The 22,775-nt window shown below is 38.2% G+C and carries 23 protein-coding genes; 11 read left to right on the forward strand and 12 right to left on the reverse strand.

From position 1 onward, the window contains the following. The 3 genes from LEP1GSC202_RS02665 to arsB are packed head-to-tail and all read left to right on the forward strand — an operon-like array spanning window position 1 to window position 2,026. Entirely contained in the window at window positions 1-420 is a 420-nt protein-coding gene (locus tag LEP1GSC202_RS02665) for an arsenate reductase ArsC (RefSeq protein ID WP_039928066.1), read from the forward strand. Window position 421: 1 nt separating this feature from the next. Next, window positions 422-985 carry a DUF6428 family protein gene (locus LEP1GSC202_RS02670; RefSeq protein ID WP_015676170.1) on the forward strand — a complete coding sequence of 188 codons (564 nt, stop codon included), beginning with the start codon at window positions 422-424 and terminating at the stop codon, window positions 983-985. Continuing rightward, window positions 986-2,026, forward strand: a complete 1,041-nt coding sequence (arsB, locus tag LEP1GSC202_RS02675; protein ID WP_015676271.1) for an ACR3 family arsenite efflux transporter — start codon at window positions 986-988, stop codon at window positions 2,024-2,026. Window positions 2,027-2,063: 37 nt separating this feature from the next. Here the strand turns inward: arsB and LEP1GSC202_RS02680 are convergent, their stop codons facing one another. The 6 genes from LEP1GSC202_RS02680 to LEP1GSC202_RS02705 form a co-directional block, all read right to left on the reverse strand. Then, on the reverse strand, window positions 2,064-3,308 hold the full coding sequence (locus LEP1GSC202_RS02680; protein ID WP_039928013.1) for an NADH:flavin oxidoreductase/NADH oxidase family protein: 1,245 nt from the start codon (window positions 3,306-3,308) through the stop codon (window positions 2,064-2,066). 99 nt (window positions 3,309-3,407) lie between these two features. After that, a complete protein-coding gene (locus LEP1GSC202_RS02685) occupies window positions 3,408-4,427 on the reverse strand; it encodes a sensor domain-containing diguanylate cyclase (RefSeq protein WP_015676212.1) in 1,020 nt (339 codons plus the stop codon). Window positions 4,428-4,467: 40 nt separating this feature from the next. After that, window positions 4,468-5,055, reverse strand: coding sequence for a DUF6962 family protein (locus LEP1GSC202_RS02690; protein ID WP_015676292.1), 588 nt, complete (start codon window positions 5,053-5,055; stop codon window positions 4,468-4,470). Window positions 5,056-5,102: 47 nt separating this feature from the next. Beyond that, a complete protein-coding gene (locus LEP1GSC202_RS02695; protein ID WP_015676192.1) occupies window positions 5,103-6,923 on the reverse strand; it encodes a PAS domain S-box protein in 1,821 nt (606 codons plus the stop codon). A 229-nt stretch (window positions 6,924-7,152) separates the two neighbouring features. Beyond that, on the reverse strand, window positions 7,153-7,626 hold the full coding sequence (locus LEP1GSC202_RS02700; RefSeq protein ID WP_015676284.1) for a GNAT family N-acetyltransferase: 474 nt from the start codon (window positions 7,624-7,626) through the stop codon (window positions 7,153-7,155). Between the two features lie 214 nt (window positions 7,627-7,840). Beyond that, entirely contained in the window at window positions 7,841-9,007 is a 1,167-nt protein-coding gene (locus LEP1GSC202_RS02705; RefSeq protein ID WP_015676321.1) for an acyl-CoA dehydrogenase family protein, read from the reverse strand. 59 nt (window positions 9,008-9,066) lie between these two features. Here LEP1GSC202_RS02705 and LEP1GSC202_RS02710 point away from each other — a divergent pair, with 59 nt between their 5' ends. The 3 genes from LEP1GSC202_RS02710 to LEP1GSC202_RS02720 all read left to right on the forward strand — a co-directional run bounded on the left by LEP1GSC202_RS02710 (window position 9,067) and on the right by LEP1GSC202_RS02720 (window position 11,718). Further along, window positions 9,067-10,137: an alpha/beta hydrolase gene (locus LEP1GSC202_RS02710; protein ID WP_015676184.1), complete on the forward strand. Its 1,071-nt coding sequence runs from the start codon at window positions 9,067-9,069 to the stop codon at window positions 10,135-10,137. A 62-nt stretch (window positions 10,138-10,199) separates the two neighbouring features. Then, complete coding sequence (locus tag LEP1GSC202_RS02715; protein ID WP_015676277.1) at window positions 10,200-10,904, forward strand: SDR family NAD(P)-dependent oxidoreductase; 705 nt, start codon at window positions 10,200-10,202, stop codon at window positions 10,902-10,904. Between the two features lie 190 nt (window positions 10,905-11,094). Then, complete coding sequence (locus tag LEP1GSC202_RS02720; protein WP_015676291.1) at window positions 11,095-11,718, forward strand: YiiX family permuted papain-like enzyme; 624 nt, start codon at window positions 11,095-11,097, stop codon at window positions 11,716-11,718. A gap of 95 nt (window positions 11,719-11,813) precedes the next feature. Here LEP1GSC202_RS02720 and LEP1GSC202_RS02725 read toward each other — a convergent pair whose 3' ends face one another. Together LEP1GSC202_RS02725 and LEP1GSC202_RS02730 are read right to left on the reverse strand one after the other, a co-directional pair. Then, complete coding sequence (locus LEP1GSC202_RS02725) at window positions 11,814-12,329, reverse strand: SRPBCC family protein (RefSeq protein WP_015676249.1); 516 nt, start codon at window positions 12,327-12,329, stop codon at window positions 11,814-11,816. Continuing rightward, window positions 12,326-12,670, reverse strand: a complete 345-nt coding sequence (locus LEP1GSC202_RS02730) for an ArsR/SmtB family transcription factor (protein WP_015676288.1) — start codon at window positions 12,668-12,670, stop codon at window positions 12,326-12,328. The genes LEP1GSC202_RS02725 and LEP1GSC202_RS02730 overlap by 4 nt, the downstream gene beginning before the upstream one ends. Before the next feature lie 213 nt (window positions 12,671-12,883). Between LEP1GSC202_RS02730 and LEP1GSC202_RS02735 the strand changes: the two genes are divergently transcribed. Next, complete coding sequence (locus LEP1GSC202_RS02735) at window positions 12,884-13,207, forward strand: DUF4180 domain-containing protein (protein WP_015676173.1); 324 nt, start codon at window positions 12,884-12,886, stop codon at window positions 13,205-13,207. A 108-nt stretch (window positions 13,208-13,315) separates the two neighbouring features. On the opposite strand, the gene LEP1GSC202_RS02740 is transcribed toward LEP1GSC202_RS02735, so the two are convergent. The 3 genes from LEP1GSC202_RS02740 to LEP1GSC202_RS02750 form a co-directional block, all read right to left on the reverse strand. Next, on the reverse strand, window positions 13,316-14,410 hold the full coding sequence (locus LEP1GSC202_RS02740) for a hypothetical protein (RefSeq protein WP_015676159.1): 1,095 nt from the start codon (window positions 14,408-14,410) through the stop codon (window positions 13,316-13,318). A gap of 131 nt (window positions 14,411-14,541) precedes the next feature. Further along, entirely contained in the window at window positions 14,542-15,444 is a 903-nt protein-coding gene (locus tag LEP1GSC202_RS02745) for an aldo/keto reductase (protein WP_015676236.1), read from the reverse strand. Further along, window positions 15,444-16,607 (reverse strand): LLM class flavin-dependent oxidoreductase, encoded by a 1,164-nt coding sequence (locus LEP1GSC202_RS02750; protein ID WP_015676114.1) that lies wholly within the window; start codon window positions 16,605-16,607, stop codon window positions 15,444-15,446. Before LEP1GSC202_RS02750 ends, LEP1GSC202_RS02745 begins: the two co-directional genes overlap by 1 nt. Window positions 16,608-16,720: 113 nt before the next feature. Here LEP1GSC202_RS02750 and LEP1GSC202_RS02755 point away from each other — a divergent pair, with 113 nt between their 5' ends. The 4 genes from LEP1GSC202_RS02755 to LEP1GSC202_RS02770 all read left to right on the forward strand — a co-directional run bounded on the left by LEP1GSC202_RS02755 (window position 16,721) and on the right by LEP1GSC202_RS02770 (window position 21,356). Continuing rightward, the gene (locus LEP1GSC202_RS02755; RefSeq protein ID WP_015676158.1) at window positions 16,721-18,562 is read left to right on the forward strand and encodes an SLC5 family protein; all 1,842 of its coding nucleotides are present in this window, start codon (window positions 16,721-16,723) and stop codon (window positions 18,560-18,562) included. 169 nt (window positions 18,563-18,731) lie between these two features. After that, window positions 18,732-19,256, forward strand: a complete 525-nt coding sequence (locus LEP1GSC202_RS02760; RefSeq protein WP_015676241.1) for an SRPBCC family protein — start codon at window positions 18,732-18,734, stop codon at window positions 19,254-19,256. Window positions 19,257-19,640: 384 nt separating this feature from the next. Then, window positions 19,641-20,396, forward strand: a complete 756-nt coding sequence (locus LEP1GSC202_RS02765) for a rhomboid family intramembrane serine protease (RefSeq protein WP_015676326.1) — start codon at window positions 19,641-19,643, stop codon at window positions 20,394-20,396. A 108-nt stretch (window positions 20,397-20,504) separates the two neighbouring features. Further along, window positions 20,505-21,356: a hypothetical protein gene (locus LEP1GSC202_RS02770; protein WP_425256008.1), complete on the forward strand. Its 852-nt coding sequence runs from the start codon at window positions 20,505-20,507 to the stop codon at window positions 21,354-21,356. A 136-nt stretch (window positions 21,357-21,492) separates the two neighbouring features. Here LEP1GSC202_RS02770 and LEP1GSC202_RS02775 read toward each other — a convergent pair whose 3' ends face one another. Then, window positions 21,493-22,752 (reverse strand): adenylate/guanylate cyclase domain-containing protein, encoded by a 1,260-nt coding sequence (locus LEP1GSC202_RS02775; RefSeq protein ID WP_039928069.1) that lies wholly within the window; start codon window positions 22,750-22,752, stop codon window positions 21,493-21,495. Between the last annotated feature and the right edge of the window lie 23 nt (window positions 22,753-22,775).

Raw genomic sequence — 22,775 nt, forward strand, 5'->3', positions numbered from 1 at the left:
ATGAAAAAGAATATTTTAATCCTGTGTACAGGGAATAGCTGTAGAAGTCAAATAGCCGAAGGTTGGATGCGTTTTTATGCCAAAGACAAAGCAAACGTATACAGCGCAGGAATTGAAACACATGGTGTGAACCCTAAGGCAATCGCTACCATGAAAGAAGTGGGGATTGATATATCAAGTCACACTTCCAATCACGTGAATGAATACAAAGATGTTCGTTTTGATTATATCATTACTGTTTGTGATCATGCAAAAGAGAATTGTCCTTACATTCCCAGTGATGCAAAACGTTTCCATCATAACTTCACTGATCCTTCCAAAAAACAAGGAACCGATGAAGAGATCTGGCAAGCCTTTGCAGAAACGAGAGAAGAGATCCGAAATTACTGTGAAAACTTTGTAAAAAAGGAATTAAATTAAAATGGAGAAAAAGATGGAATCACTCACTTGGATTGAATTTAAAAAACATTTGGAATTGTATCCTGAATTACAATTAAAATTTATTTATAACAAAGATCAGACAATTTTTCCGAACTTTCATATTACTGAATTTAAACTAGCAACCATTGAAGCCGTTGATTGTGGTGGGAATTTAGATTCTTGGAAAGAAATCATCCTACAAGTTTTGGAACCGAAAGAGAAAGAAGAAAATGAAAGTTTAAATCTTGGAAAAATTGGCAACATCTACTCGAAAGTTTCAAAAGCGATAACGATCCCAGATGATGCCATTTTACGAATTGAATTTGGAAACCAAACCACTGCTATGAGACAGTTTTTCGTATCTGACGCTCAGATTGATGGCTCTGCATTTGTAATACATTTAAAAGATGGTGCTACTGAATGCAAAGCGAAAACAAGCTGTGGACTTCCGAAAGTGGACGATATGTTGTCATTACAAGTGGCAGGAATTCAAAAAATCGAGTCTACTCCTTCGTCATGTTGCCAACCCCGTAATGCAAAAAAAGAAACGGCAGGTTGTTGTTAAATGAAACGATTGTCATTTTTAGATCGTTATTTGACAGTATGGATCTTTGGAGCCATGGCAATTGGAGTTATCCTAGGAAAATTTCTGCCTTCAACAGTAGAATCGTTTTCAAATTTTAATATTGGAACAACGAATATTCCATTAGCCATTGGACTGATCCTAATGATGGTTCCACCTTTAGCCAAAGTAAAATACAATGAAATGGGTAAAGTGTTTCGTGATGGAAAACTATTAACATTATCTCTGGTGTTAAATTGGATTGTAGGACCAATTCTTATGTTTTTTCTTGCGATTCTTTTTTTACCGAATGAGCCAGAATACAGAACCGGATTAATTCTTATTGGACTTGCTCGTTGCATCGCAATGGTCATTGTTTGGAATGATCTGGCGAATGGAGATAGAGAATATGGTGCCGCTCTTGTTGCACTGAATAGTATCTTTCAAGTATTTTTTTACAGTTTCTATGCCTATCTGTTTATTACGGTTCTTCCACCTTATTTTGGTTTTGCGGCAACAGCAGTACCAATAGAAATATCCGAAATCGCTAAAACTGTTGGAATTTATTTAGGAATTCCTTTTCTTGTAGGATACTTATTACGCTTTGGTTTTGAGAGATTTGGAAAAAAGGAATATTATGAATCCAAATTCCTACCTAAAATTTCGCCCATTACACTTGTTGCCCTTCTCTTCACTATCATTGTGATGTTTAGTCTTAAAGGGGAAATGATTTTTGATCTGACCGATGATGTCGTACGAGTTGCGATTCCTTTACTTTTATACTTCATTACGATGTTTTTTTTAAGTATTGGTTTAGGATACAAACTTGGAGTGGATTATTCCAAAAACGCAGCGGTAAGTTTTACTGCTACTGGCAATAACTTTGAATTAGCGATTGCTGTATCCATTGGCGTATTTGGTATTGGAAGTGGTGCCGCCTTTGTTGGCGTCATCGGTCCGTTAATCGAAGTACCTGCCTTGATCCTTCTTGTCAAAGTTGCCTTGGCATTTCGAGATCGATATTATCAGAAACAAATGAATTAAACTCAATGTAATTTTGTTTTTCCCAATCGAGTGGGAATCAAAATTTAGAATTCTCCATCCACCTTCTGTATCGTTTTGTTAATCGAAACAAACGCAATTGATCTGAAAGCAGACGAAACCAAGGGTAAATTTTTACTTTTGGTGATTTCTTTTTGGCAAGTCGCTGCAATTGGTAACGCACCATAGCCATTGTGGCAAGGCCTGCCAGTGCTTTGGACTTCCAATTCGGAAGTGGTAATTTCACAATTGGATTTCGATCCTCCTTCCAATCATTTGGTAAATTGGGATTCAGTGCAAGGGCCGTTGCCATACCAACGAGAGAAACACCCGATTCCAATACAGTTTCAGCTATTTGTATTCTTGAAATTCCTCCTGTTACCATGATGGGCACAGTCGCAATTTTTGTAATCTGCCGAGCAAAGTCTAAGAAATATGCCTCTCTTGCCAGGGTTGAACCATCACGAGAAACACCTTGCATTGCCGGAGCCTCATAGTTCCCACCCGAGATTTCGATAAAATCAACACCTAACGGTTGTATTTTTTTTATTACTTCGATGGCATCTTCAAAGGGAAAACCACCTTTTTGAAAATCGCTTGAATTCATTTTGACAGAGACAATGAAATTTGGACTGACCGACTTACGAATAGACTGGATCACTTCCAATAAAAACCGGGAACGGTTTTCTAAACTCCCACCCCATTTGTCCGTCCTTTGGTTCACTAACGGAGACAGGAATTGGCTTATCAAATAACCGTGGGCAGCATGGATTTCAACTCCATCAAATCCTGAGTTTTCGGCAAGTTTTGCTGTGGTAACAAACCTTTGTATGGTTTCAAGAATTTCGGATTCGTCCATCGCTTTTGGTTTTCCCAAAAGTTTGGAAAGGTTACCAAGATCAACTGATATAGCTGAAGGAGCCCATACATTACCACCTAACTTCGCTAAGATTTGCCTTCCTGGGTGGTTGATTTGCATGATGATCTTTGCACCATTCGATTTTACGGTTTCGGCCCAAGTCTTAAATCCATCGAGAGAAGTTCCTTCCTCTAAAACCACACCTCCAGGACCTGTCATGGCTCTATGGTCCACCATCACATTTCCAGTGATGAGAGTTCCCACTCCACCCTTCGCCCAAACTTCATATAAATTCCAAAGAGAACGATTTGGTTCTAAATTTTCATTGGAGAGGTTTTCCTCCATGGCGGCTTTTACCAAACGATTGGGAAGAGAGATTCCGTTGGGGAGACGAAGGGGAGAGAATAAGTTTGAGTTAAGATGCATTGGTAATGGTTAGACAAAACCAGTTGGATTGATTGATCGATTGCCTGCGTGAATTTCTTCGATTGGTTCCGAAAAGAAATAGATCAAACAAGTTGAACTCTAATTGGATTGGTTCTTTTTTCGTTCTCGTTTGTTTTCGTACATCCTTTCGTCGGCCTTTGCAAGAAGAGTTTCTAAATCTTTACCATCTTCAGGATAATGAGAAATTCCGTAACTTGTTTTGATGAGTAAAGGTTTAGACTCATAATTAACTTCACCTTCCACAAGTTTTGCGATGCTAGTCAAAAAGGATGTCACAGACTCTTTCGGTTCTGGGTTCATCAAAATCAATCCAAACTCATCACCACCTAGTCTTGCAAATACATCATGATCTTGGATCAAATTAGAAAGTCGTTTTGCAAATTGAGCAATATAAAAATCACCTGCTGCATGGCCATAGGTATCATTCACTTGTTTTAATCCATCTAAGTCAAACATGGCAACTGTGAGAGAAATTGCATTTGATTCTAATTTAGCTATCCCACGTCGCAAATAATCATAAAATGCGGATCGATTGTAAATTCCTGTGAGTGTGTCATGACTTGCAAGGTATGACATCGATTGTAATCGTTTTTCTCTTTCCGCCCATCGGTATGCATTGTGTAAAATGGCTGCCATTGTTCCTGACAACATATTAAGTGCAGAAATATCACTTTCTGTAAAACTAGACGGTTTTACACTGAGAACTTTTAAAACACCTAACACCTCAGAGTCAAAATACAAAGGCACAACGATCATGGATCGTAAACCTACAACCCGACAAGCTTCACGATTGACTCGATTGTCTTCTTCTGAGTCAATGCAGTATAAAATTTCTTTGGATTGTAAACTTAATCCTGAAAAACTTCCATTTACTTTAAGACGTAATCCAATTTGGTTTTCGGCAGTACCACTGGCAGCTCGGTACACCAAATCCTCTCCTTCAACCAACTCAAAAACAGCACCATCACCACCCACAAGTTCTTTTGACCTTGTGGTAATGAGTTGTAATAAAAGGGGAACTTCAGGATTTGCTGATGTTAACTCCGTTTGAACTTTTAAAATTTTTTCTAAAGTTGATTCTGAAGGAGATGTTGCCATATCGTTTCAGAGATAGAATAGCAAAAGCTCATGATTATTTCTAGCTTAATTTCCGAATCCCTTGTCCAAGGCAATAATTTGCAATCGCAAGTAAGACGTGAAAGATATCAACGTTCAGTAATGGACCCCTGGAACCTTTTGTGCCAATGACAAGACCTGCTAGTATAAATAAAACAGCACCAACGATTCCCATGATCGCCGCATTTGCATGTTTTGGAAACCGAATGATGGAACTCACAAGTACAATTGCCATTGCAATGCCACCGACAACAGTCGAATAAATTGGAAGTGGGTACAAATATCCAAATACCAAGTAAAGGGCAAATAAGAGAGCGATCAAAAGGTAAAAGGTTTTCGTGGAAACGGAACGAAAGGTAAAATGGAAAAACGAAACTCCAAGTAAAGGAACACCCAGACATCCGGAAAGTCCCACAAAGAAACGGTAAATGGAATCGAGAGTATTGATTCCTAAAAAGTGAATCGCTCCAAGAGCAGCAGAAATCCCAATGATAGAAAATCCATAAAAAGCGGACCGAGACGGGATCGCAGATTTACCTAAAAACTGATATGCCACAAAGAGTGACACAAGGGAAAGGAATGAGTCGGAAAGGAATGTCGATAGAACCATGGTGAAAGAATTAGAACCAAAACAAAGTTTGTGGCAAGTGAAAATCTTTACGGCTTTACATTAAATTCTGGTGGGATCACTTCTTGGGATTTTCTGACAATATCGCCAATGACATCATCCAACTCATTTGCAGAATCCAATAGATACCCTAAACTTCTTTCTTCTTCTTCTTTTGTCAAACTTCGTGTTCGAATGAGTTCGATGATCCCCATAATCCTTGCCAAAGGGCTTCTCACCACATGAGATTGGGTCCATGCAATGTTTCTTAATTTTTGGTTTTGCACTTGGATGGCTTCCATTTGCGTTTCCCTGTCGGTCACATCATGAAAATTGTCAACGATGCCTCCTATCGTTTCGTCGGACAACATATTGGTGAGAGTAGACTCCACGATCCGCCAAGATCCATCTTTATGTTTTGCACGAAAGGTTTCACTCTGTAACGAAGCACCAAGAGGAAGGGCCAATACCTCAAATAATCTTTTTTTTAACTTAGGAGTATCATCGGGATGGATCACATCAAATAAACTTAGCTGAAGGGCTTCTTCTTCAGTATATCCCATCACTTTTGTAATAGAGGGTGATACATATTTTCCTTGCCCTCTTGGATTTAATATCATGACGACATCGGTTCCATTTTCTACAAGTGCACGAAATCTTTTTTCATTTAATAAAAGTTCCTTACTTTTTTTCATAAGAATGGAAATATCTTTTGAGAAACAAGCGAGGCCCGTTATCTTTTCGTCAACATTGCGAATCGGGTTGAAATAAACTTCCCTATGTTCTTCTTCATTTGTGATGGGACTGATAAAATTTTCATAAGTTGTGAACGATTCACCAGAAAGTCCCCTTTCATAATATTCTTTCCATTTATAGTAAAATTCTTCACCCGCTGTTTTAACTAGGACATTATCTCCTTCTTTAGCGGGAACTTGTTGCAAATAACTCAGAACATCTAAAAAGGATTTGTTTGCTGCCACCAAACAAAAATTAGTATCAATTGACCAAATCAAATCAGAAGTTCCATTGATTAGCGCCTCTTGATTTCGTTTGATGCGAATGAGTTTTTCTTCAATTGTAACTTTTTCGGAGATGTCTCTTGTTAAACTAAGAACAGAAACGATATTTCCTGTTTGGTCTGTTAGTGGGACCGCCGTACTTTCCATCCAACGTTGTGTTCCCTTCATACCAATGATTCGAAATCTAGCACTTGACTTAATTCCTTTGAGGGCATTTTCATGAATGGTTTGGTAAAACTTAAGGTCAGCAGGTTCAATTAAAGATTCTACTTTTTGGCCGATGGCTTCTTCTGAAGAATCTGCTTCGATCATACTAAGCCCTGCGGGGTTCATTTCGATCAGGATTCCATCTGGTGAAACCACTTTCACACATTCAGGCTCAGATTGCAGAATGGAACTCAATCTAATTTCTTGTTGTTTGAGATGAAAAATGGATTCTGTTTTTTCTGTGATGTCTTGGAAAATGCCTGCAATTTGAATGGCAACTCCCTTTTCATCGCGGATCACTTCTGCTTGGCTATGGATGTATTTGATGTTTCCTTTTGCAGTCACTAAACGGCATTCCAAATTATAAGGAATTCCTTTTGTCAAAACATCTTCCAAATGTTGTTTGGCTTTTTCACGGTCATCGGGATGAACAGAATGATAACCTAACTCGAGTGAAACGGGCATATCACTTGGTTCCATTTCAAGGATGGCGAATACCCCGTCTGACCAATGGACACTTGCATTGGTTAAATTGATTTCCCAATGACCAAGTTTCCCCAAAAATTCCATTTCACGAAGGATACGTTGGTAATTTATCTCTTTTCGTGATGCAGAAGAGTTTGGTTTTTGTGAAGGAGGATTCAATGTATATTCCTGGCCAAAACGGGACTTAGAGTCTCTCAGATTGGGATTTGCAAGTCAGCCTTTTTTTTCATCTAGGGAGAGAACGAAGCTAGAATTCGGAAAAAAAATTCATATATGCAAACAACACCTGCCAGGGATCCGTAGGGTTTAGTCCATTGTGAGTGGAAACGAACAAGGGACGGGAGCGGACGCGAACCCCGGAGGAAGCCCGCCCGGGCAGCCAAACTATCTATCTGTGTATGTTTTTCTCAAAACAAACGGCTGTGGGATCGGAAATCCATTTCCCAAATCTTGGAATTTCTTTGAATCCAAAGTTTTTGTAAAGTTGTAATGCTTCTGGTTGTGGGTTTCCTGCACGAAGTTTCATAAATGTAAATCCATCCAAACCAGCTTGTTTTTCAATAGCACCTAACAATGCAGTAGCGATTTTCCTTTTTCGAAACCTTGGGAACACATACACCGCATCTAACTCGCACTGCGATTCATTAAACATTGAATAGGCGGCTGAACCTAAAACATCATTTGTTTTGTGATCGATAGCGATGAAAAACCTACCTTTCGGTGGAATAAAATCAGAGAATGCCATTGGGTTTGGTGCTTGGAATCCATACCGTGTTTGGATCTCATCCCATAGCGAATCAATACATTGTTGGGAGTGTGCATTTGGTTCCGTTACCAATTGGATTGTAAAATTTTGGTCCATCTATGGGAAAATATGAACTTCTCTAAAAATAAATTTGCAAATTCAATTTTTGGATGGAGGGAATTTCTTGGCTGTGGTAGGAGGAAGCCATTGGGTGGCGGGTGGACACACCCCACCCAATCAGGGTGGGGATACCAATATCCAATCTGTACCACCCCAAAAAAAAAGCCCCCATTCCTGGAGGCTTCCTTCCTAAGATTAGAATGAACGAATCTTAGTCTTTTTTCGAAGCTGCTTCTTTGATTACGTAAGCGGCAATTTCGTTCTTTTGGATTTGTGTGGTTCCTTCGAAGATGGTGAGGATTTTGGAATCTCTCATCAATTTCTCAACAGGATACTCTTTTGTGTATCCGTATCCTCCAAAAATTTGAACGGCATCAGTTGCACACTGAACAGCGCATTCAGAAGCGTATGCTTTTGCAATTGCAGAATATTTTGGAAGGTTAGGATCGTTTGCATCAGAAAGTCGAGCTGCTTTGTAAGTGATTTCTCTTGCAGTTTCCACTTTGATGGACATATCAGCTAACATGTGTTGCACTGCTTGGAACGTTCCGATTTTCACACCGAACTGTTCTCTCTCACGAGCGTAACGAGCTGCATGGTCAAGTGCTGCTTGTGCTACACCCACTCCCATTACTGCTACGAATGGACGTGAAGCATTCAAAGTTTGGAGAGCGTAAACGAAACCGAGGTTCTCTTTTCCTACGAGTGCGTCTTCACCCACTTCACAATCTTCAAAAATCACTTGGTGAGTGGAAGACGCTCGGATTCCGAGTTTGTCTTCTTTTTTCCCAACAGTGAGACCTTTTGCGTTCCGTGGAACGTAGAAACAAGAAACTCCACGAGTTCCGCGGTTTTTATCAGTATAAGCAAATACAGTAAAGGCTTGGGCATCAGATGCACCAGTGATCCATTGTTTTGCACCGTTGATGATCCATTTGTCGCCTTTTTTCTCTGCGCGAGTGGTCATACCAGGAACGTCAGAACCAGCACCTGGCTCAGACAAACAGAAAGAAACTCCTAACTTACCGTCCGCAATTTCGGGAAGCCATTTCAATTTTTGTTCGTGAGTGGCACCTTTTAGGATGGGAAGGATTCCAAGACCTGTGTAAGCAAATCCTAACGCGATTCCAAGGCAACCACGAGACAATTCCTCGATGGCTAAACACTGCTCAATCGCACCATGTCCCCATCCACCGTATTCTTCCGGAATCACAAGTCCGTTGATTCCTAGTTCCGAACGCATTTTATTGATGAGTTCTGTTGGGTGTTGGTTTTTCTCATCCCAGTGCAAGGCTACTTCATGTGGGATTTCTTTTTTGACGAAGTTACGAACTAAATCTCTGATTTCAAGTTGTTGCTCTGTGAATTGGCTATACATTCCGGGATGTTCCTTATGAGAATGGGGTATTTACTACCTTTTTTCGTACGACCCTTCCTGTGCCAAGGGTTTTTCTCTCTTTACAAGAAAGCAAATACACTGTAAAATTTTCCATTTGTATGGCTAAATCGTGTTCTTTATTCCACAACCTCCGACAACTGTCTGCTGTTGTCCTCATCACCGTTTCTTTTGTCCTAGTTTCCTGCGCGGGCCGTCCCAATTACGAACCCAAAGCAAACTTGAGTTATGCGAACTTTGATGCCTACTTCCAAGAGAAGTTACAAGAAAGCAAACGCAAAAACCACAGACCTGGAAACGAAGAACGTTATATCAGTTTTGGCAAAAAAACCCCACTCGCATTTTTATACATTCATGGTTTTGGTGCCTCCCGTGCAGAAGGCGAAGAGGTAATGGAAAAATTGGCAAAAAAATTTAAAGCCAATACTTACCTACTACGCCTTCCAGGTCATGGGACAAATAAAGAAGACCAAAGAGATCAAAACTTTAACAACTACTTAGATGCATCTAGAGAAGCTTTGTACATGATGCAATCCCAAGGTGATCGTGTTGTTGTGTTTGGAAGTTCTATGGGAGGACTCCTTGCCACTTGGCTTGCTTCCGAATATCCTGAAGAAGTAGATGGACTTGTTTTAGCGAATCCATTTTATGCACCTGTAGATGGAAGTTTGAATATACTCAACTATCCCGGTGGACTCACATTCATTCATTTACTCAAAGGGAAAGTAAGAGCTTCCGTCCATAACAATCCGAAAGTGTTACCAGAACGAAACAATTATTGGTATCCTGAACAGTACTTTGCGGCTCTTGTTGGTGTGAATGATTTAAAAAACTTCGCTGCAGTTCCCGAAGTATTTCGAAAAGTGACTTCCCCTGCTCTCCTTTTGTATTATTATAAAAATGAAAAGGAACAGGATCCAACAGCCAGTGTTCCCAAAATGTTAGAAGGATATGCAAACTTTGGACTGGAAAAAACCCCAAACCCTCTTAATAAAAAAGTCGCAGTGGAAAATGGAATGCATGTTCTGATGTCTAAATGGGTGATCACGGATAAAGTTTTTATAGAAGCCCAAATTGATACTTGGTTAAAAGAACTTTCAAAAACGAAATAAAATGGAATGAGATCGGTATCAAATGAAACCGATCGTTTCAAAAAAGATAAGAGGAGTTTCCCATGAACCAACCAAAAGAAAAGATAGCACTTGTTACAGGTGCAAACAGAGGGATTGGGAAACAAGTTTCCATTGATCTTGCTAAACAAGGGATTTATGTTTTGGTTGGTTCAAGGAACGAATCGGATGCGGAAGATACTTTAAAAGAAGTCACATCTGTTGGCAAAGGAGAAATAGTTTCAATTGATGTCTCCAAAGAACAAAGTATCAATGAAGTTTTGGATATGATCACGGGCAGTTTCGGTCGTTTGGACATCCTTGTGAATAATGCTGGGATTTTCACAGACCCTGGTTCTTTTTTTGATACCACACCGGAAGACCTACACAGAACTTTACTTGTGAATGTTTTTGGTCCCTTCCGATTGATTCAGGTTTTTTTACCTATGATGGTACAAAACAATTATGGTCGCATTGTCAATGTTAGTTCAGGAATGGGACAACTTTCGGATATGGGGGGTGGGTATCCCGCTTACCGTATCTCCAAAACGGCAATCAATGCACTTACTAATCTTGCAAGCGCTGAAGGGGTCGGAAAAAATATCAAAATCAATTCAGTGTGCCCTGGCTGGGTGAAAACCGATATGGGTGGAGCCAATGCAACAAGGCCTGTTGAAAAAGGTGCCGAGACCATCGTATGGGCTGCTACGTTACCAGAGAACGGGCCAACAGGTAAGTTCTTTCGAGACAAAAAAGAGATTCCTTGGTAGTGGAAGGATGGAAAAGGTATAATTACAAAATCAAACTAATTTTGATTTTGTAACCAACTCTTTAAATTATCATCATTGGTATTTCTTCCCGAGTAGATTTACAAATGGAATTGGAATCATTTCCTATCATATTTTAAAATTGATTCGTAATGATCATTATAAATCATTCATGTTGCAGGACTTCATTTTTATGAAATCAAAATCCTTACTGATTCTACTCTTTTGCATTATTACTCATCCCAATTCAGGAAAGCCAATTGATCGGTCCAAATTACAAGAAGGTGATATCATCTTTCACGAATCAAAATCAGAACAAGCCACTGCGATCAAATTAGCAACCAAGTCCAGATACACCCATGTCGGAATCATTTTCAAATATGGGAATGTTTACAAAGTTTTGGAAGCAATTGAACCAGTCAAAATAACAGATTTAGATTCCTTTATCAAAAGAGGGACTAACCAACATTTTGTGATCAAAATCATCCATCATGCGAATCAAATCCTAAAACCAGAAATCATTTTTCAAATGAAAGAATATGGCAATTCATTAATTGGAAAACACTATGATTTATACTTTGAATGGTCAGAAAATCGAATTTATTGCACAGAACTTGTATGGAAATTATATGAAAAATTCACAGGCTTAAAAATTGGTGATTTAAAAACCTTAAAGGAATTTGATCTCAGTTCAAAACCTGTTCAAAGTTTGATGAAAAAAAGATATGGAAACAAAATCCCATATTCAGAACCAGTGATTTCTCCTGTGGATATGTTCCATTCAAAAGAGTTAATGACAGTTTTTGAAAATGAATGATCAATTTGGATAAAATGGAGTAAAAAAGGAAGAGAAGTGATGATAAAAAGATTCTCCTATGATTTCCTTTTAGCTTCTACTCTCTTGCCCGTTCCCTATCCAATCTTTCCTAATAAATTGTCCAATTCCAAATAACATTCTGCCATTCCATCCGCTGCACCAGTTTCAACCATCATCTGACAAACCTCTGGTGTCGCATAACGGCAAAGATGTGTCATAAGGGTTCGTTTTCCTTCTGAGGTAAATGTACGTGATTCGAAAGTTGCATTAGGATCTTCCGGTGCATCTGGATTAAAAGTTGACATATCCATAATATAATTTTCTGAATTTGCTAACTTCTCAGGTACCACGACCTCACGAAAGGTTCCATACACACCTGATTTGTTTCCATTTTGATCTGCATATAAATATAAATATTTTCCACCCACTCTTAGGTCTTGCTCACAAGTTTCGAGAACCATACCTTCAGGTCCGATGAGCCACAGACGCATTAACTCAGGTTTGGTGTGACAATCAAACACCAATTGTCTTGGTGCATCGAAGTATCGTGTGAACACAACTTCTGTATCCCCTCTTCTCTCCATTTTCACTTCATTTTTGTTAGGTTTCATTTTCCTTTCCCTTTCTTCGTTTGCATTTTTTGTAGTTCAACTAGTAGTCCGTCAAGAGCCTTGTAGCGAGTCTCCCACAGCAGACGGTATTTTTCCATCCAATCCACTGCCTCTTTCAGAGGAGCAGTTTGCAAACGGCGCAGACGCTCCTGAGCTCGTTTTGTCGTTATGATGAGTCCCGCTTCTTCCAAAACTTTTAAGTGTTTTGAAATCGCAGGTTGGCTCATTCGAAATGGTTTGGTTAGCTCCATCACGGTATGATCTTTTTTTGCAAGGGACATTAAAATAGCCCTTCTTGTGGGATCGGCAAGGGCAGAAAAAGTGGCGTCAAGTGTTTGCATAACTAACTGGTTATATAACCTATAGGTTATTTTTTATAAATTGTCAAATTTATTTTTTAGGCGGATAGAAAAGAAATTACTAACAAGGAAAGGTTTTTGGATTTACAATCACGTGGTCAAAAGAAACCTTTTGGAATTGGACCAAATATCCTTACTGACAAAGGATCAAAACTTAATTAAAACCAGACGACTAACTTCAATGGACAATAACCAATGAATGTTCGCAAAATGAACTTAAACAATATTGAAATCGCAGTCGTTGATTCTGAAGAAACTTTAATTACAGATGGATCCTATGCTCTTGACTTATTTGCCACCATTCAATATGAATTTGGTTGTTCTCGTTTTGTCTTGAGACAATCTCATTTTGCGGAAAACTTTTTTGATTTGAAAACAGGAATTGCCGGAAATGTATTACAAAAAATTATCAACTACCAAATGAAACTCGCAATCATAGGTGATTTCACGATTCATTCCAGTAAAAGTCTAAAGGATTTTATTTACGAAATGAATTCAGGTAAAGATGTTTTTTTCTAAGCTCGGAAGAAGAAGCAATTTATAAACTGACAAATGTTTAACGTAAATACTAAATAACCAGCATTCATCTGATTTTCTTAGTGAAAAAAACTGATCCTAAAACAAAATTTAATGAATTGAGTATTCTTTTTCCAAAAAAACTATTTTGGAAAGTAAATCTATGTTATGTTTTTCGATTGTGTTCGCAAGGCCAATCCCCATTAATTCAAATACTCGTTGGAACAATTCGATGGATTCAATTTTTTGATCACGAAAACCATAAAAACCCAAAATACCGATGGTTTGATTATGGATTCTAAGTGGGAATTCCATCAGACAAGAAACATTGCGATTGATTAAATGGTCTCTCACGTTTTGATCGGATATCTCTGATTTCTGATTTAAGATCCTAGCAGAACTAGGCACATTCGGTATCAAAAATTTAGCTTCCTCATTCGAAAATCTTTGTCCTTCAAATATCCCATGGATATTCCCTTCCACGAGACTGTATTCCCAATGTTCGCCTACTTTCGATGCAATTAATCCTAAGGGTAAACCAAAGAGATTCAATCCTGTTTGTAAATAATTTCGGCATACCACCATTAGATCACTGGATTGAGTAGAAAGAAGTCGAAACAGTTCTGCCAAAGAATGTTTTACAAACGAAGCGGTATTTAAGGTTTCAGAAATTAGATTTTCGTTTTTAAAACGAATTAACTCTTGGCTGAGCTGGTCTGCAATGACATCAATCAATTTTAGATTTTTATATTTATGTTTAAACTTATCATCCACAACCATACCAATCACACCGATCACAGTTCCAATATCTGAACGAATCGGATAACCCAAGTACATTGCTCGTGATTCATCCAAAGTAAACCCACCTAATGATTGGAAAAAAGAATTTTGCCCTAACAAATTCATTTCAAAGATCATATTGGAATCAACAACGTGATGGCAAGGTAGAGAGTATTTTGAAATCACTTTTGGAATTTCTATTTCGAATTGGCTATGAATTGCCAACAAACGAAAGTTTTGTGACTCTTGTAGGTATTCCAAGATCCAAGTAGAAATGATCTCAGGAATTCTCGCAATGGTCTCCACAGTTTCTTCCCAAACCTCTGCTGAAGGTTTACGGGAAAAACAGGAATGCAAATCGTCGGCCAAATCCCGAGTGAGCGAATTACCGGAAAAATAATGGTTGGGAGCCAATTCAGAAAGCATAAAAACTACCCCTCCTGTCCATCCCACCAGAATCCGCAGTAGAGGCGAGAACCTATCTCTGTTATACGAGATTTTTATTCAATATAACGACTAGTATCTTTTCCAATTCGTTTAATTGCTTAACGAATTCATTATGCCACTTCTCTTCCCCTTGCAATTTCTAAAATGGAAAACCACTCCACCCTCGTAAGAGGATAGGAAAAAGATTCTGTCGCCGACTGGATTCGTTTCCCATCATTCGTACCGAGTACGGGAATCAATCCAGCAGGATGATTCAAAAACCAAGAGTAAAGGATTTGATCTGCACTACATCCTTTCTCTTTGGCCAGTACCTGTAATTTTTGGAGGGTTATGGTTTCGGTATCAGTTTTTGGTGAAAAGATTTTTCCACCTGCTGTAGGAGACCAAACCATGGGATGAAATCCATATTGAATTGCTTGGTCAAATGTACCATCAAACAGCGGTTCTGTGCGAAATAAACTAAACTCTACTTGGTTTGTAAAAAGTGGCTGTTTGCACAATGATTGGAACATTTGGAATTGAGAAATTGTAAAATTTGAGACACCAAAATGTTTCACTTTTCCTTCTCTGCTTAAAGAATCAAAAACTTCGCTCATCTCATGAGGATCCATCAGTGGATCTGGCCTATGGATGAGCACTACGTCCAAAACATCAACTTTTAGTTTCCGTAAAGATCGTTCCACAGAATACCGAATGTGTTCTTTGGATGTATTGTAATGTTTGGTGGGAAATTTGGAGCCAGGAACTTGGATTCCACATTTTGTGATGATTTTGATTTTTGATTTGAGTGAAGGGTGTTTTTCTAATACTCTTCCAAATCTTTCTTCGTTTTCAAAATCTCCATAGATATCGGCATGATCGAAGGTATCGATTCCAAAGTTTAAACAAGTTTGAATTTTCTCATAAATCCTTTCAACTTTTGCTCCAAGTGGATCTTCATGAAGTCTCCAAATGCCATATACCAACCTTGAAATAGAAAAATTGTGTTTTGGAAATTCAATTTGAGGTACCATTATTTTCTTTCTCCTGTAGTGAGTGGGGTAATGGGAATTCCTTTTGGTTTCCTACCTTGGGCTTCAGCAAAATTCACAGTTTTGATTTGTGGTAAAACTTTCTTAGCAAATAACTTTGATTCTTCGATGAGAGGATAACCAGAGAAGATAAAAGCTCGAATTCCCATTTGAATGTATCTTTGGATTTTTTCATACACTTGTTCTGGTGTACCAACAATGGCAGAACCACATCCTGAACGTGCAAGTCCAATCCCTGACCAAATCATTGGTTCAATAAAAAGATCTGAGTTTGCTTGTTTTCTAAGTTCATCTTGTCGTAATACGCCTGCTGAATTCGAATCAAGTGCCCGGTGTTTGATATCGTTTGCCCTATCCATATCAAGTTTTGATAACAGACGTTTTGCGGCATCTTTTGCTTCGTTTTCGGTATCCCTGACAATCAAATGGATTCTTAATCCAAAATCGATTTTTCTCCCAAATGTAGAGGCGCGTTCACTTAAGTCTTTCATCGTATCTGCTAACCCTTCTTCGGTTTCCGGCCACATAAGGAATACATCACAAAACTCTGCACAAAGAGCTCTTGCATCCGGAGAAATCCCACCAAAGTACAATAATGGACCACCATTCTCTTGATACGACTTTACGGGATCTGAAGTTAAATCAAATTGGTAATGTTTCCCTTGGAACTTGATATGGTCTCTTGTCCAACCTTGTTGTAAGATTTGAATGACTTCTTTTGAAATTTCATATCTTGTTTTGCTATCTTTCACCGTACCAGGCAAATCGGATGATATAATATTGATATTTAATCTTCCCTTTAACATATGATCCAAGGTGGAAAGGGTTCTCGATAACATAGGAGGATGGATTTCTCCACACCGAATCGCTGTTAGGAGAGAGATTTGTTTTGTGAACTGCGAAGCTGCAGCGGCAAAAGTCAAGGTATCTTGTCCCGTTTGGTAAGAGGAAGGTAATAGTATATTTTGATACCCCAATTCATCTGCCGTTCGAATGATATCGGAGCAATGTTCAAAGCTGGAACGCAAATTTCCATCCGGAACACCTAAAAATTCATAATCTCCATTGCAAAGGTCACAAAACCAGGCAACTTCTACAGAGTTGTCTTCGGATCGAATGATGGGTGCTTTTGGGATCGGATTCATTGTTGCCAATGGAACAAAGGATACCGAGTTACGACAAGAGGGATTTCAAAAAATCTAAGACTTGCAATATTTTTAGAAAAAATCTAGTCTGACGTTTCGATTCCTTCCATTCCATGATCACAACGATTGACATCCTATTTTTTGGGTTCACATTCCTTCTCGTATTGGGAATCGGAATGTATGCGGGCCGAAAGGAATCTTCTTCAAAGGATTATTTCCTAGGTGGCCGTAGCCTTCCTTGGTGGGGCATTGCTGGTTCACTTTTTGGAACCAATATTTCTGCTAACCATTTGGTAGGAATGCTCGGCATTGGATTTTCTGTGGGTTTTGCACAAAGCCATTATGAATTTGGATCCATCCCTGCCATCGTTTTATTGGCGTTTGTTTTTTTACCTCTATTCCGTCGTAAAAAGTTTTTTACCCTTTCTCAATTTTTGCAGGAAAAATTTGGAAAACAAACCGGGCGGATATATTCAGCCATCTCACTCATCCTCATCACCATCCAACTGACTGGTGCATTGTACATTGGTGCTCGCAGTTTTTTACCTTTTTTAGAAAATTTAGGACTTACGCTTTCTTACGCTGAACTTGTAATTTGGATTGCATTTACTTCAACCATTTACACTTGGTTTGGTGGACTTAAGTCAGTGGTTTATACCGATGTGATCCAAACATTTTTGATTTTGGCATCGGGACTCGTGCTTGCCTACCTATCTATCTCAAGACCAGAAGTTGGTGGCATCGTTGAACTCTTTGCAAAGGAAGAAAATAGGTTGGATGGACTTAGTAAAATGAATTTATACCTACCTCCAAACCACCCTACCCTTCCATGGACGGGAGCTCTCAGTGGCCTATTTTTGTTACATACATTTTATTGGAACACAAACCAATACGTCGTACAGCGCACATTAGGTGGAAAATCGCTACGTGAGGCTCGTTTTGGAATATTAGTTGGTGGATTACTCAAACTCACAGTACCTTTTTTCTCAATTCTCACGGGAGTTGCTGCCTACCAAATTTGGTCTTCTCTTGGCGAAACGGCAAACATTGCCCCCGACGAAGCCTTTTCCAAGTTAGTGGTCCTTGTTGTTCCCGTAGGTTATGGTTTGATAGGTGTGATCCTAGCTGGTTTACTTGGTGCCATTTTTTCAAGCATAGATTCCATGTTACACTCAGCGGCTACTTTATTCACAATAGATTTTTATAAACCATTCTTTGAAAAAAAAGGAAAACCACTATCCGACGAAGAAGAAATGAAATCGGGAAGAATATTCCTTTTCATATTTTCGGTGATTGTGACTGCCTTTGCCATTTTACTCATTGATCCCAATTCTAAAAAAAACTTCTTTATTGAATTATCAAACCAAAGTTCTCATTTCACTCCTGCCCTTCTCGTTGTGTTTTTGTTAGGGATTTTCAATGTACGAATCCATACACAGGTGATTTGTGGGACTATTTTACTCACTCCCATCGTTTCTCTTTTTTCTCCCTATTTATACTCACTATATTGCCCAAATTTCATGAAACTCACATTTGGTGAAGAATTGAATTTTTTACACAGGGTTTTTTTGATTTTTCATTTTGCACTCTTGGTACTTCTGACCTCTGCTTTTTTGGAACATCGGAAACGGAATGAAGAAAGCGAAACCAATACACAAATACAAAACCAAACCATTTTGTTTGGGGTAATCAAACCTTTCCGTTTACGAAACCTACACTTGGTTTTTATCTTTATCGTTGTTTTTTTGTTTCTAATTTATGTAAGGGTCCAATTTCCATCAAACAAACTCAGTTTTGCTGTAATTGGTTTCCTGTTATTTTTTCTATTTTCTATTTTGTTAACTTACCAAAAAAAATTACCCAACCAAATGGTTCTTACTTTGTTTCGAAAACGAGATGAATGGCTGTATGGAATTTTACTTGGAATTACGTTCTCTTTCTATTTGTATTTCTAAACTAAACTTTGCGAAATCAATATTTCCATAAATTTAAATGACCCAATTCATTGCATACCGACCGAAGGTATGTATGCAATCTCAGAAAATGATTTTGTCAATATATTTCAATTTATGTTTGCACTTCCAATACAATTCAAAGTAATATAACAAAGACAAGAGGTAATGTATGATAAAGAAAATATCATTAGGATTAGTTGGTTTTTTAATTCTTTTGTTAATCGTATCGGCTTTGTTGCCTGCACAGTACCACGTCGAAAGATCCATCACCGTGAATGCAACCCCAAACAAGGTTTATCCCCTTCTCCAAAACTTTGCCGAGTGGGAAAAATGGTCAGTTTGGGCAAGCCTCGATCCAAACCAAAAAGTATCTGTTACAGGTGAACCAGGTAAACCTGGACACAAACAAGAATGGGATGGACCGATCAATGGAAAAGGTTCCATGACAATTGACGCAGCAGAATCCAACGTATTCCTAAAAATGAATCTAGTATTTGAAGAACCACAACCAATGGTTGCAACTTCAAAATTCGAGCTAAAACCAGAAGGAACCAAAACTATCGTTATATGGCATAATGAAGGAGCCCTGGAATATCCGATAGGTAGGTTTTTTGGATTGTTTTTGGATTCTATGTTAGGCAAGGATTTTGAAACAGGTCTTGCAAAATTAAAAGAAGTGGTCGAAAAGCAGTAATGGATCGATTCACTAGAAATGTTACCATTGATTTATACTTTTTAGTGAATTGATATTAAAGGATTGAGTCAAAAACTCAATTCAAGATTTTCTAGAACGAATGGTGAAAGAAAAGTATTTGGAAAATTCACCAAGTTTTTTAGGAGGCTTATATCATGGTAGGAATGATCAATCAGGGTCTTTGGTTACTTTCCTCCGTAGAAAAGAAATATAAAGCCAAAACAAAACAAAATTTGACTAAAATCGTTTTGAACTATCTGCACTTGAGGGAATACAAAAAGTTCAAATAATGAATTCGATTTTCCTAAGTTTCCTATCCCCAAGAAACTTGATTGGCAAATTTGCACCTAACGGATATATTTGGTTTAGAGTCAGCAATATTAGATGTTTGTATTTGAAAAAGCCAATCAGAAATCTCGATTTCCAATCGTTACGATTTGTTTGATTCTACTCACTTTATGTACACTTTCATTTGATTCGATTGGTGACTATGCATTCACTCCTAAAAAAGAATTTGGGCTCAGTTTACTGGCATCATTTTTGTTTAATACTTCTTTTGTTGAGTGGACTACGAATGCAATTTACCTTTATATGTTTGCCGACAATGTAGAAGATGTTGTAGGGCACCTTCATTTTTTCTTTTTGTTTTTCTTTTTTGGAATTCTTGCCAACTTAACCTATTATATCTTTCACATGAATTCCATCACTCCAGTTGTTGGGACGTCCGGAGTTGTATCCGGAATTTTAGGAATGTATTATGTGTTCTTTCCCAATGTGAAAAGTACAATGGTCTTTGAAAAATTAGTAGTCCGTGAAGTCCCTATTTTTATTAGTCTGAGCATTTGGATTTGTGTCCAAACCTACCTCTACCTTGTGGAACTCCATTCGAATGTCAAAACCACTTATGCAGGACAAGTTGTCACCTTCCTCAGTGGCATGGTGATCGCCACTGTTTTGGTCAGACACCAATTTTTGGACAAACTCGAACATAAACTTAGGTTAACTACCTTCCAAAACAAAACCGTACTTTGTCCTTCTTGTAACCATCCGATCCCTGCCAAAAAGTACGGGAGGTTCCACTGCACAGTCTGCCAAACCAATTTTTTCTTTGATCGAAATGGAAAAAAATTTCTTCCTTAAAACGAAAAACTAACTACATTCCTTAATCAGAATTCAATTCAGATCCATTTTTATATCGACAAATCTACGTTTGTAAGATTCAATTCTCCTTTACCGAATCTTGGAGATATACAAATGAAACCGTTTTTAATTTTAATCCTCTTTTCTTTTTTTCTCATACACCCAATTGTTTCTGAAGAAAAACCTGTTCCTCCTGGACCACCTAAGGAAGGTTATTTTATTGTTACCTACAAAAACTACTCTGTAAATTTAGAAATTGATGTGAATGGATATTCGGTTCGCAGTGGCAATTCCAATGAAGACTCTTCTGGCCAAGCTGACGTCAATTACTGGATCATTCCTGGGACAAACAAATTGAATATCCGATTGTCAGAACGCAAAAACAACAAAAAAGACAAAAACAAAACCGATTTCCCAAAAGAAGCTGAAGTAAAATTGATTCTCGGACAAAAAGACCAATTCCCTGATGAAGGAGTTTTACTCCATCACTTCGAATGGAAAGAAGGAAACCAAACCCAGTTAGGAGAATGGAAAGAAATTTCCTTTGAACCTCCCTTTTTGCCACCAAGTGAATTATGGAAACAAGCAGAATCGCTTACCCTTAGCAAAGAACTAGAAACCTCTGCCATTGGCTATTTAAAAGATTTCACAAAAGTACTCAACACAAAAGATAACAAAAAAATTCTTAGTGCTACTGCCTTTCGCGCAAAAGACACGTCCGAAGTGAGATACTACCCGTATAACGAAGTGGATGAGTTGAAATCCATCCAAGGAATGACAAAGGCAATTGGTTCCACATGGAAGCTAAAGCCAAACAATTACAAGTTTAAGTTACTTTGTAACCAACAAATTCTAGAAATCACAGATCAAAAATCAGAACCTGTTATCACTTCCAAAAAAGGAGCCGCCATTCCAATTTATCTAAGTCGAATCGGTGGGAAATGGGTGGTCGTACGATAAAAAAAATCTGAGGCAAACATATCTGATAATCGAGAGACTGAACCACCAAATCAGTACAATACGGGATCCTTGAATGATGGAAGATTCACAGATCCTTACGATTCATCCGTTTGAACACAAATTATGATTATTTGATTTATTTTTTTTCAGAAATGGCAAATATTTTTTTGGGATCACTGATCCCTTTCAGCTTATGTTCTCCCAACTCTTCCCAACGAACAGGAATTTGGTGAGCTAAATTTTCGGATGCAAGGACTGCTTTTCCTAATTCCCCACACATACCGGCAATCCTACTAGTTAAATTCACAGCTTCCCCAATCACTGTAAAGTCCAGTCGATCCAAGGAACCTATATTTCCATATAGTATTTCACCGGAATGCAGTCCAACGCCGTGATGGATCGAAATTTTGCCTTCGGATTCTCTCTTTTGGTTTAATTTATGAAGTTCATTACCTAATTTACGAATTGCAAGTAATACTTTTTTCCCTACCACTCGTTTGTTATTTTCTTGGAATGGAAATACAGCGAGAATTCCATCTCCTAAAAGTTTTAATACTTCTCCGCCATAAGCTTCTATCTGTGGTATGGCAACTCCAAAATAGTCATTTAACAACTGTATGACTTCCGTCGGAGATAGTTTTTCGCTTAAACCTGAATAATTTCGGATATCAGAAAACCAAATCACTGATTGGATATTGTCCAACTCCCCTAAGTAAATTTTACCTGAGTATACTGTGGAACCAGTCCGTTTACCTAAATAAATACTTAACAAAGATTCTGTAAGTTCAGATTGGATGAAGGTCCACCACTTCAGTGCGATTAGGTTTAAAGATTTTGTTAAAAAATCTAATTCTGTTTTATCAAATCCAAAAGGTTTTTTGGTTAATAGACTTAAAAAAGCATAACTGTTTCCTTTTTGGATCACCGGTACCGCAAAATAACCAGTGGCACCAGAGGGAGCGAGTTCTTCCAAAATAGGATAAGGATATGGCCCGGTATAACCCTCTTCAAATTGATAATAGTAAGTTTTTTTCGAAGTTAAAACATATTGAATGGGACTTGCCGTAAATTGAGACGACTGAATCGAACCTAATCGAAATTTGGTGACCCGAACAAATGAGTTTGGAAATTCGTAAAATTTGCTGGAATGAAATAATGTATCAGCTTGAATATCAAACATTTTTTTTTGGTCATTTGGAGCCCAAAGATAAGCAAGAGTTTCCACTTGGGGGTGTAAGGTTCTTGTTCCCATATTTCCTCTAATTATTTCTAATCCGAGAGATCGTAAGTATTGAATATAGGAATGAAATAACAAAGCAGGAGAATCTATTTTTGGCATCTCCACTAAATACCAATCCATAAAGGTATCAAGTAATGATTTGGAAGTATTCATCATGGAATGTTTATTGGATAAGGAAA

Source organism: Leptospira yanagawae serovar Saopaulo str. Sao Paulo = ATCC 700523 (genome assembly GCF_000332475.2).
GTDB lineage: Bacteria > Spirochaetota > Leptospiria > Leptospirales > Leptospiraceae > Leptospira_A > Leptospira_A yanagawae.

What these genes read in the sequence shown, in the direction of transcription:
- LEP1GSC202_RS02725 (WP_015676249.1), bottom strand. Translation starts at nt 12,329, where the DNA reads ATGAAACCTAACAAAAATGAAGTGAAAATGGAGAGAAGAGGGGATACA.
- LEP1GSC202_RS02745 (WP_015676236.1), bottom strand. Translation starts at nt 15,444, where the DNA reads ATGGTACCTCAAATTGAATTTCCAAAACACAATTTTTCTATTTCAAGG.
- LEP1GSC202_RS02715 (WP_015676277.1), top strand. Translation starts at nt 10,200, where the DNA reads ATGAACCAACCAAAAGAAAAGATAGCACTTGTTACAGGTGCAAACAGA.
- LEP1GSC202_RS02735 (WP_015676173.1), top strand. Translation starts at nt 12,884, where the DNA reads ATGAATGTTCGCAAAATGAACTTAAACAATATTGAAATCGCAGTCGTT.
- LEP1GSC202_RS02760 (WP_015676241.1), top strand. Translation starts at nt 18,732, where the DNA reads ATGATAAAGAAAATATCATTAGGATTAGTTGGTTTTTTAATTCTTTTG.
- LEP1GSC202_RS02705 (WP_015676321.1), bottom strand. Translation starts at nt 9,007, where the DNA reads ATGTATAGCCAATTCACAGAGCAACAACTTGAAATCAGAGATTTAGTT.
- LEP1GSC202_RS02750 (WP_015676114.1), bottom strand. Translation starts at nt 16,607, where the DNA reads ATGAATCCGATCCCAAAAGCACCCATCATTCGATCCGAAGACAACTCT.
- LEP1GSC202_RS02720 (WP_015676291.1), top strand. Translation starts at nt 11,095, where the DNA reads ATGAAATCAAAATCCTTACTGATTCTACTCTTTTGCATTATTACTCAT.
- LEP1GSC202_RS02775 (WP_039928069.1), bottom strand. Translation starts at nt 22,752, where the DNA reads ATGATGAATACTTCCAAATCATTACTTGATACCTTTATGGATTGGTAT.
- LEP1GSC202_RS02665 (WP_039928066.1), top strand. Translation starts at nt 1, where the DNA reads ATGAAAAAGAATATTTTAATCCTGTGTACAGGGAATAGCTGTAGAAGT.
- LEP1GSC202_RS02765 (WP_015676326.1), top strand. Translation starts at nt 19,641, where the DNA reads ATGTTTGTATTTGAAAAAGCCAATCAGAAATCTCGATTTCCAATCGTT.
- arsB (WP_015676271.1), top strand. Translation starts at nt 986, where the DNA reads ATGAAACGATTGTCATTTTTAGATCGTTATTTGACAGTATGGATCTTT.
- LEP1GSC202_RS02730 (WP_015676288.1), bottom strand. Translation starts at nt 12,670, where the DNA reads ATGCAAACACTTGACGCCACTTTTTCTGCCCTTGCCGATCCCACAAGA.
- LEP1GSC202_RS02690 (WP_015676292.1), bottom strand. Translation starts at nt 5,055, where the DNA reads ATGGTTCTATCGACATTCCTTTCCGACTCATTCCTTTCCCTTGTGTCA.
- LEP1GSC202_RS02740 (WP_015676159.1), bottom strand. Translation starts at nt 14,410, where the DNA reads ATGCTTTCTGAATTGGCTCCCAACCATTATTTTTCCGGTAATTCGCTC.
- LEP1GSC202_RS02755 (WP_015676158.1), top strand. Translation starts at nt 16,721, where the DNA reads ATGATCACAACGATTGACATCCTATTTTTTGGGTTCACATTCCTTCTC.
- LEP1GSC202_RS02680 (WP_039928013.1), bottom strand. Translation starts at nt 3,308, where the DNA reads ATGCATCTTAACTCAAACTTATTCTCTCCCCTTCGTCTCCCCAACGGA.
- LEP1GSC202_RS02670 (WP_015676170.1), top strand. Translation starts at nt 422, where the DNA reads ATGGAGAAAAAGATGGAATCACTCACTTGGATTGAATTTAAAAAACAT.
- LEP1GSC202_RS02700 (WP_015676284.1), bottom strand. Translation starts at nt 7,626, where the DNA reads ATGGACCAAAATTTTACAATCCAATTGGTAACGGAACCAAATGCACAC.
- LEP1GSC202_RS02685 (WP_015676212.1), bottom strand. Translation starts at nt 4,427, where the DNA reads ATGGCAACATCTCCTTCAGAATCAACTTTAGAAAAAATTTTAAAAGTT.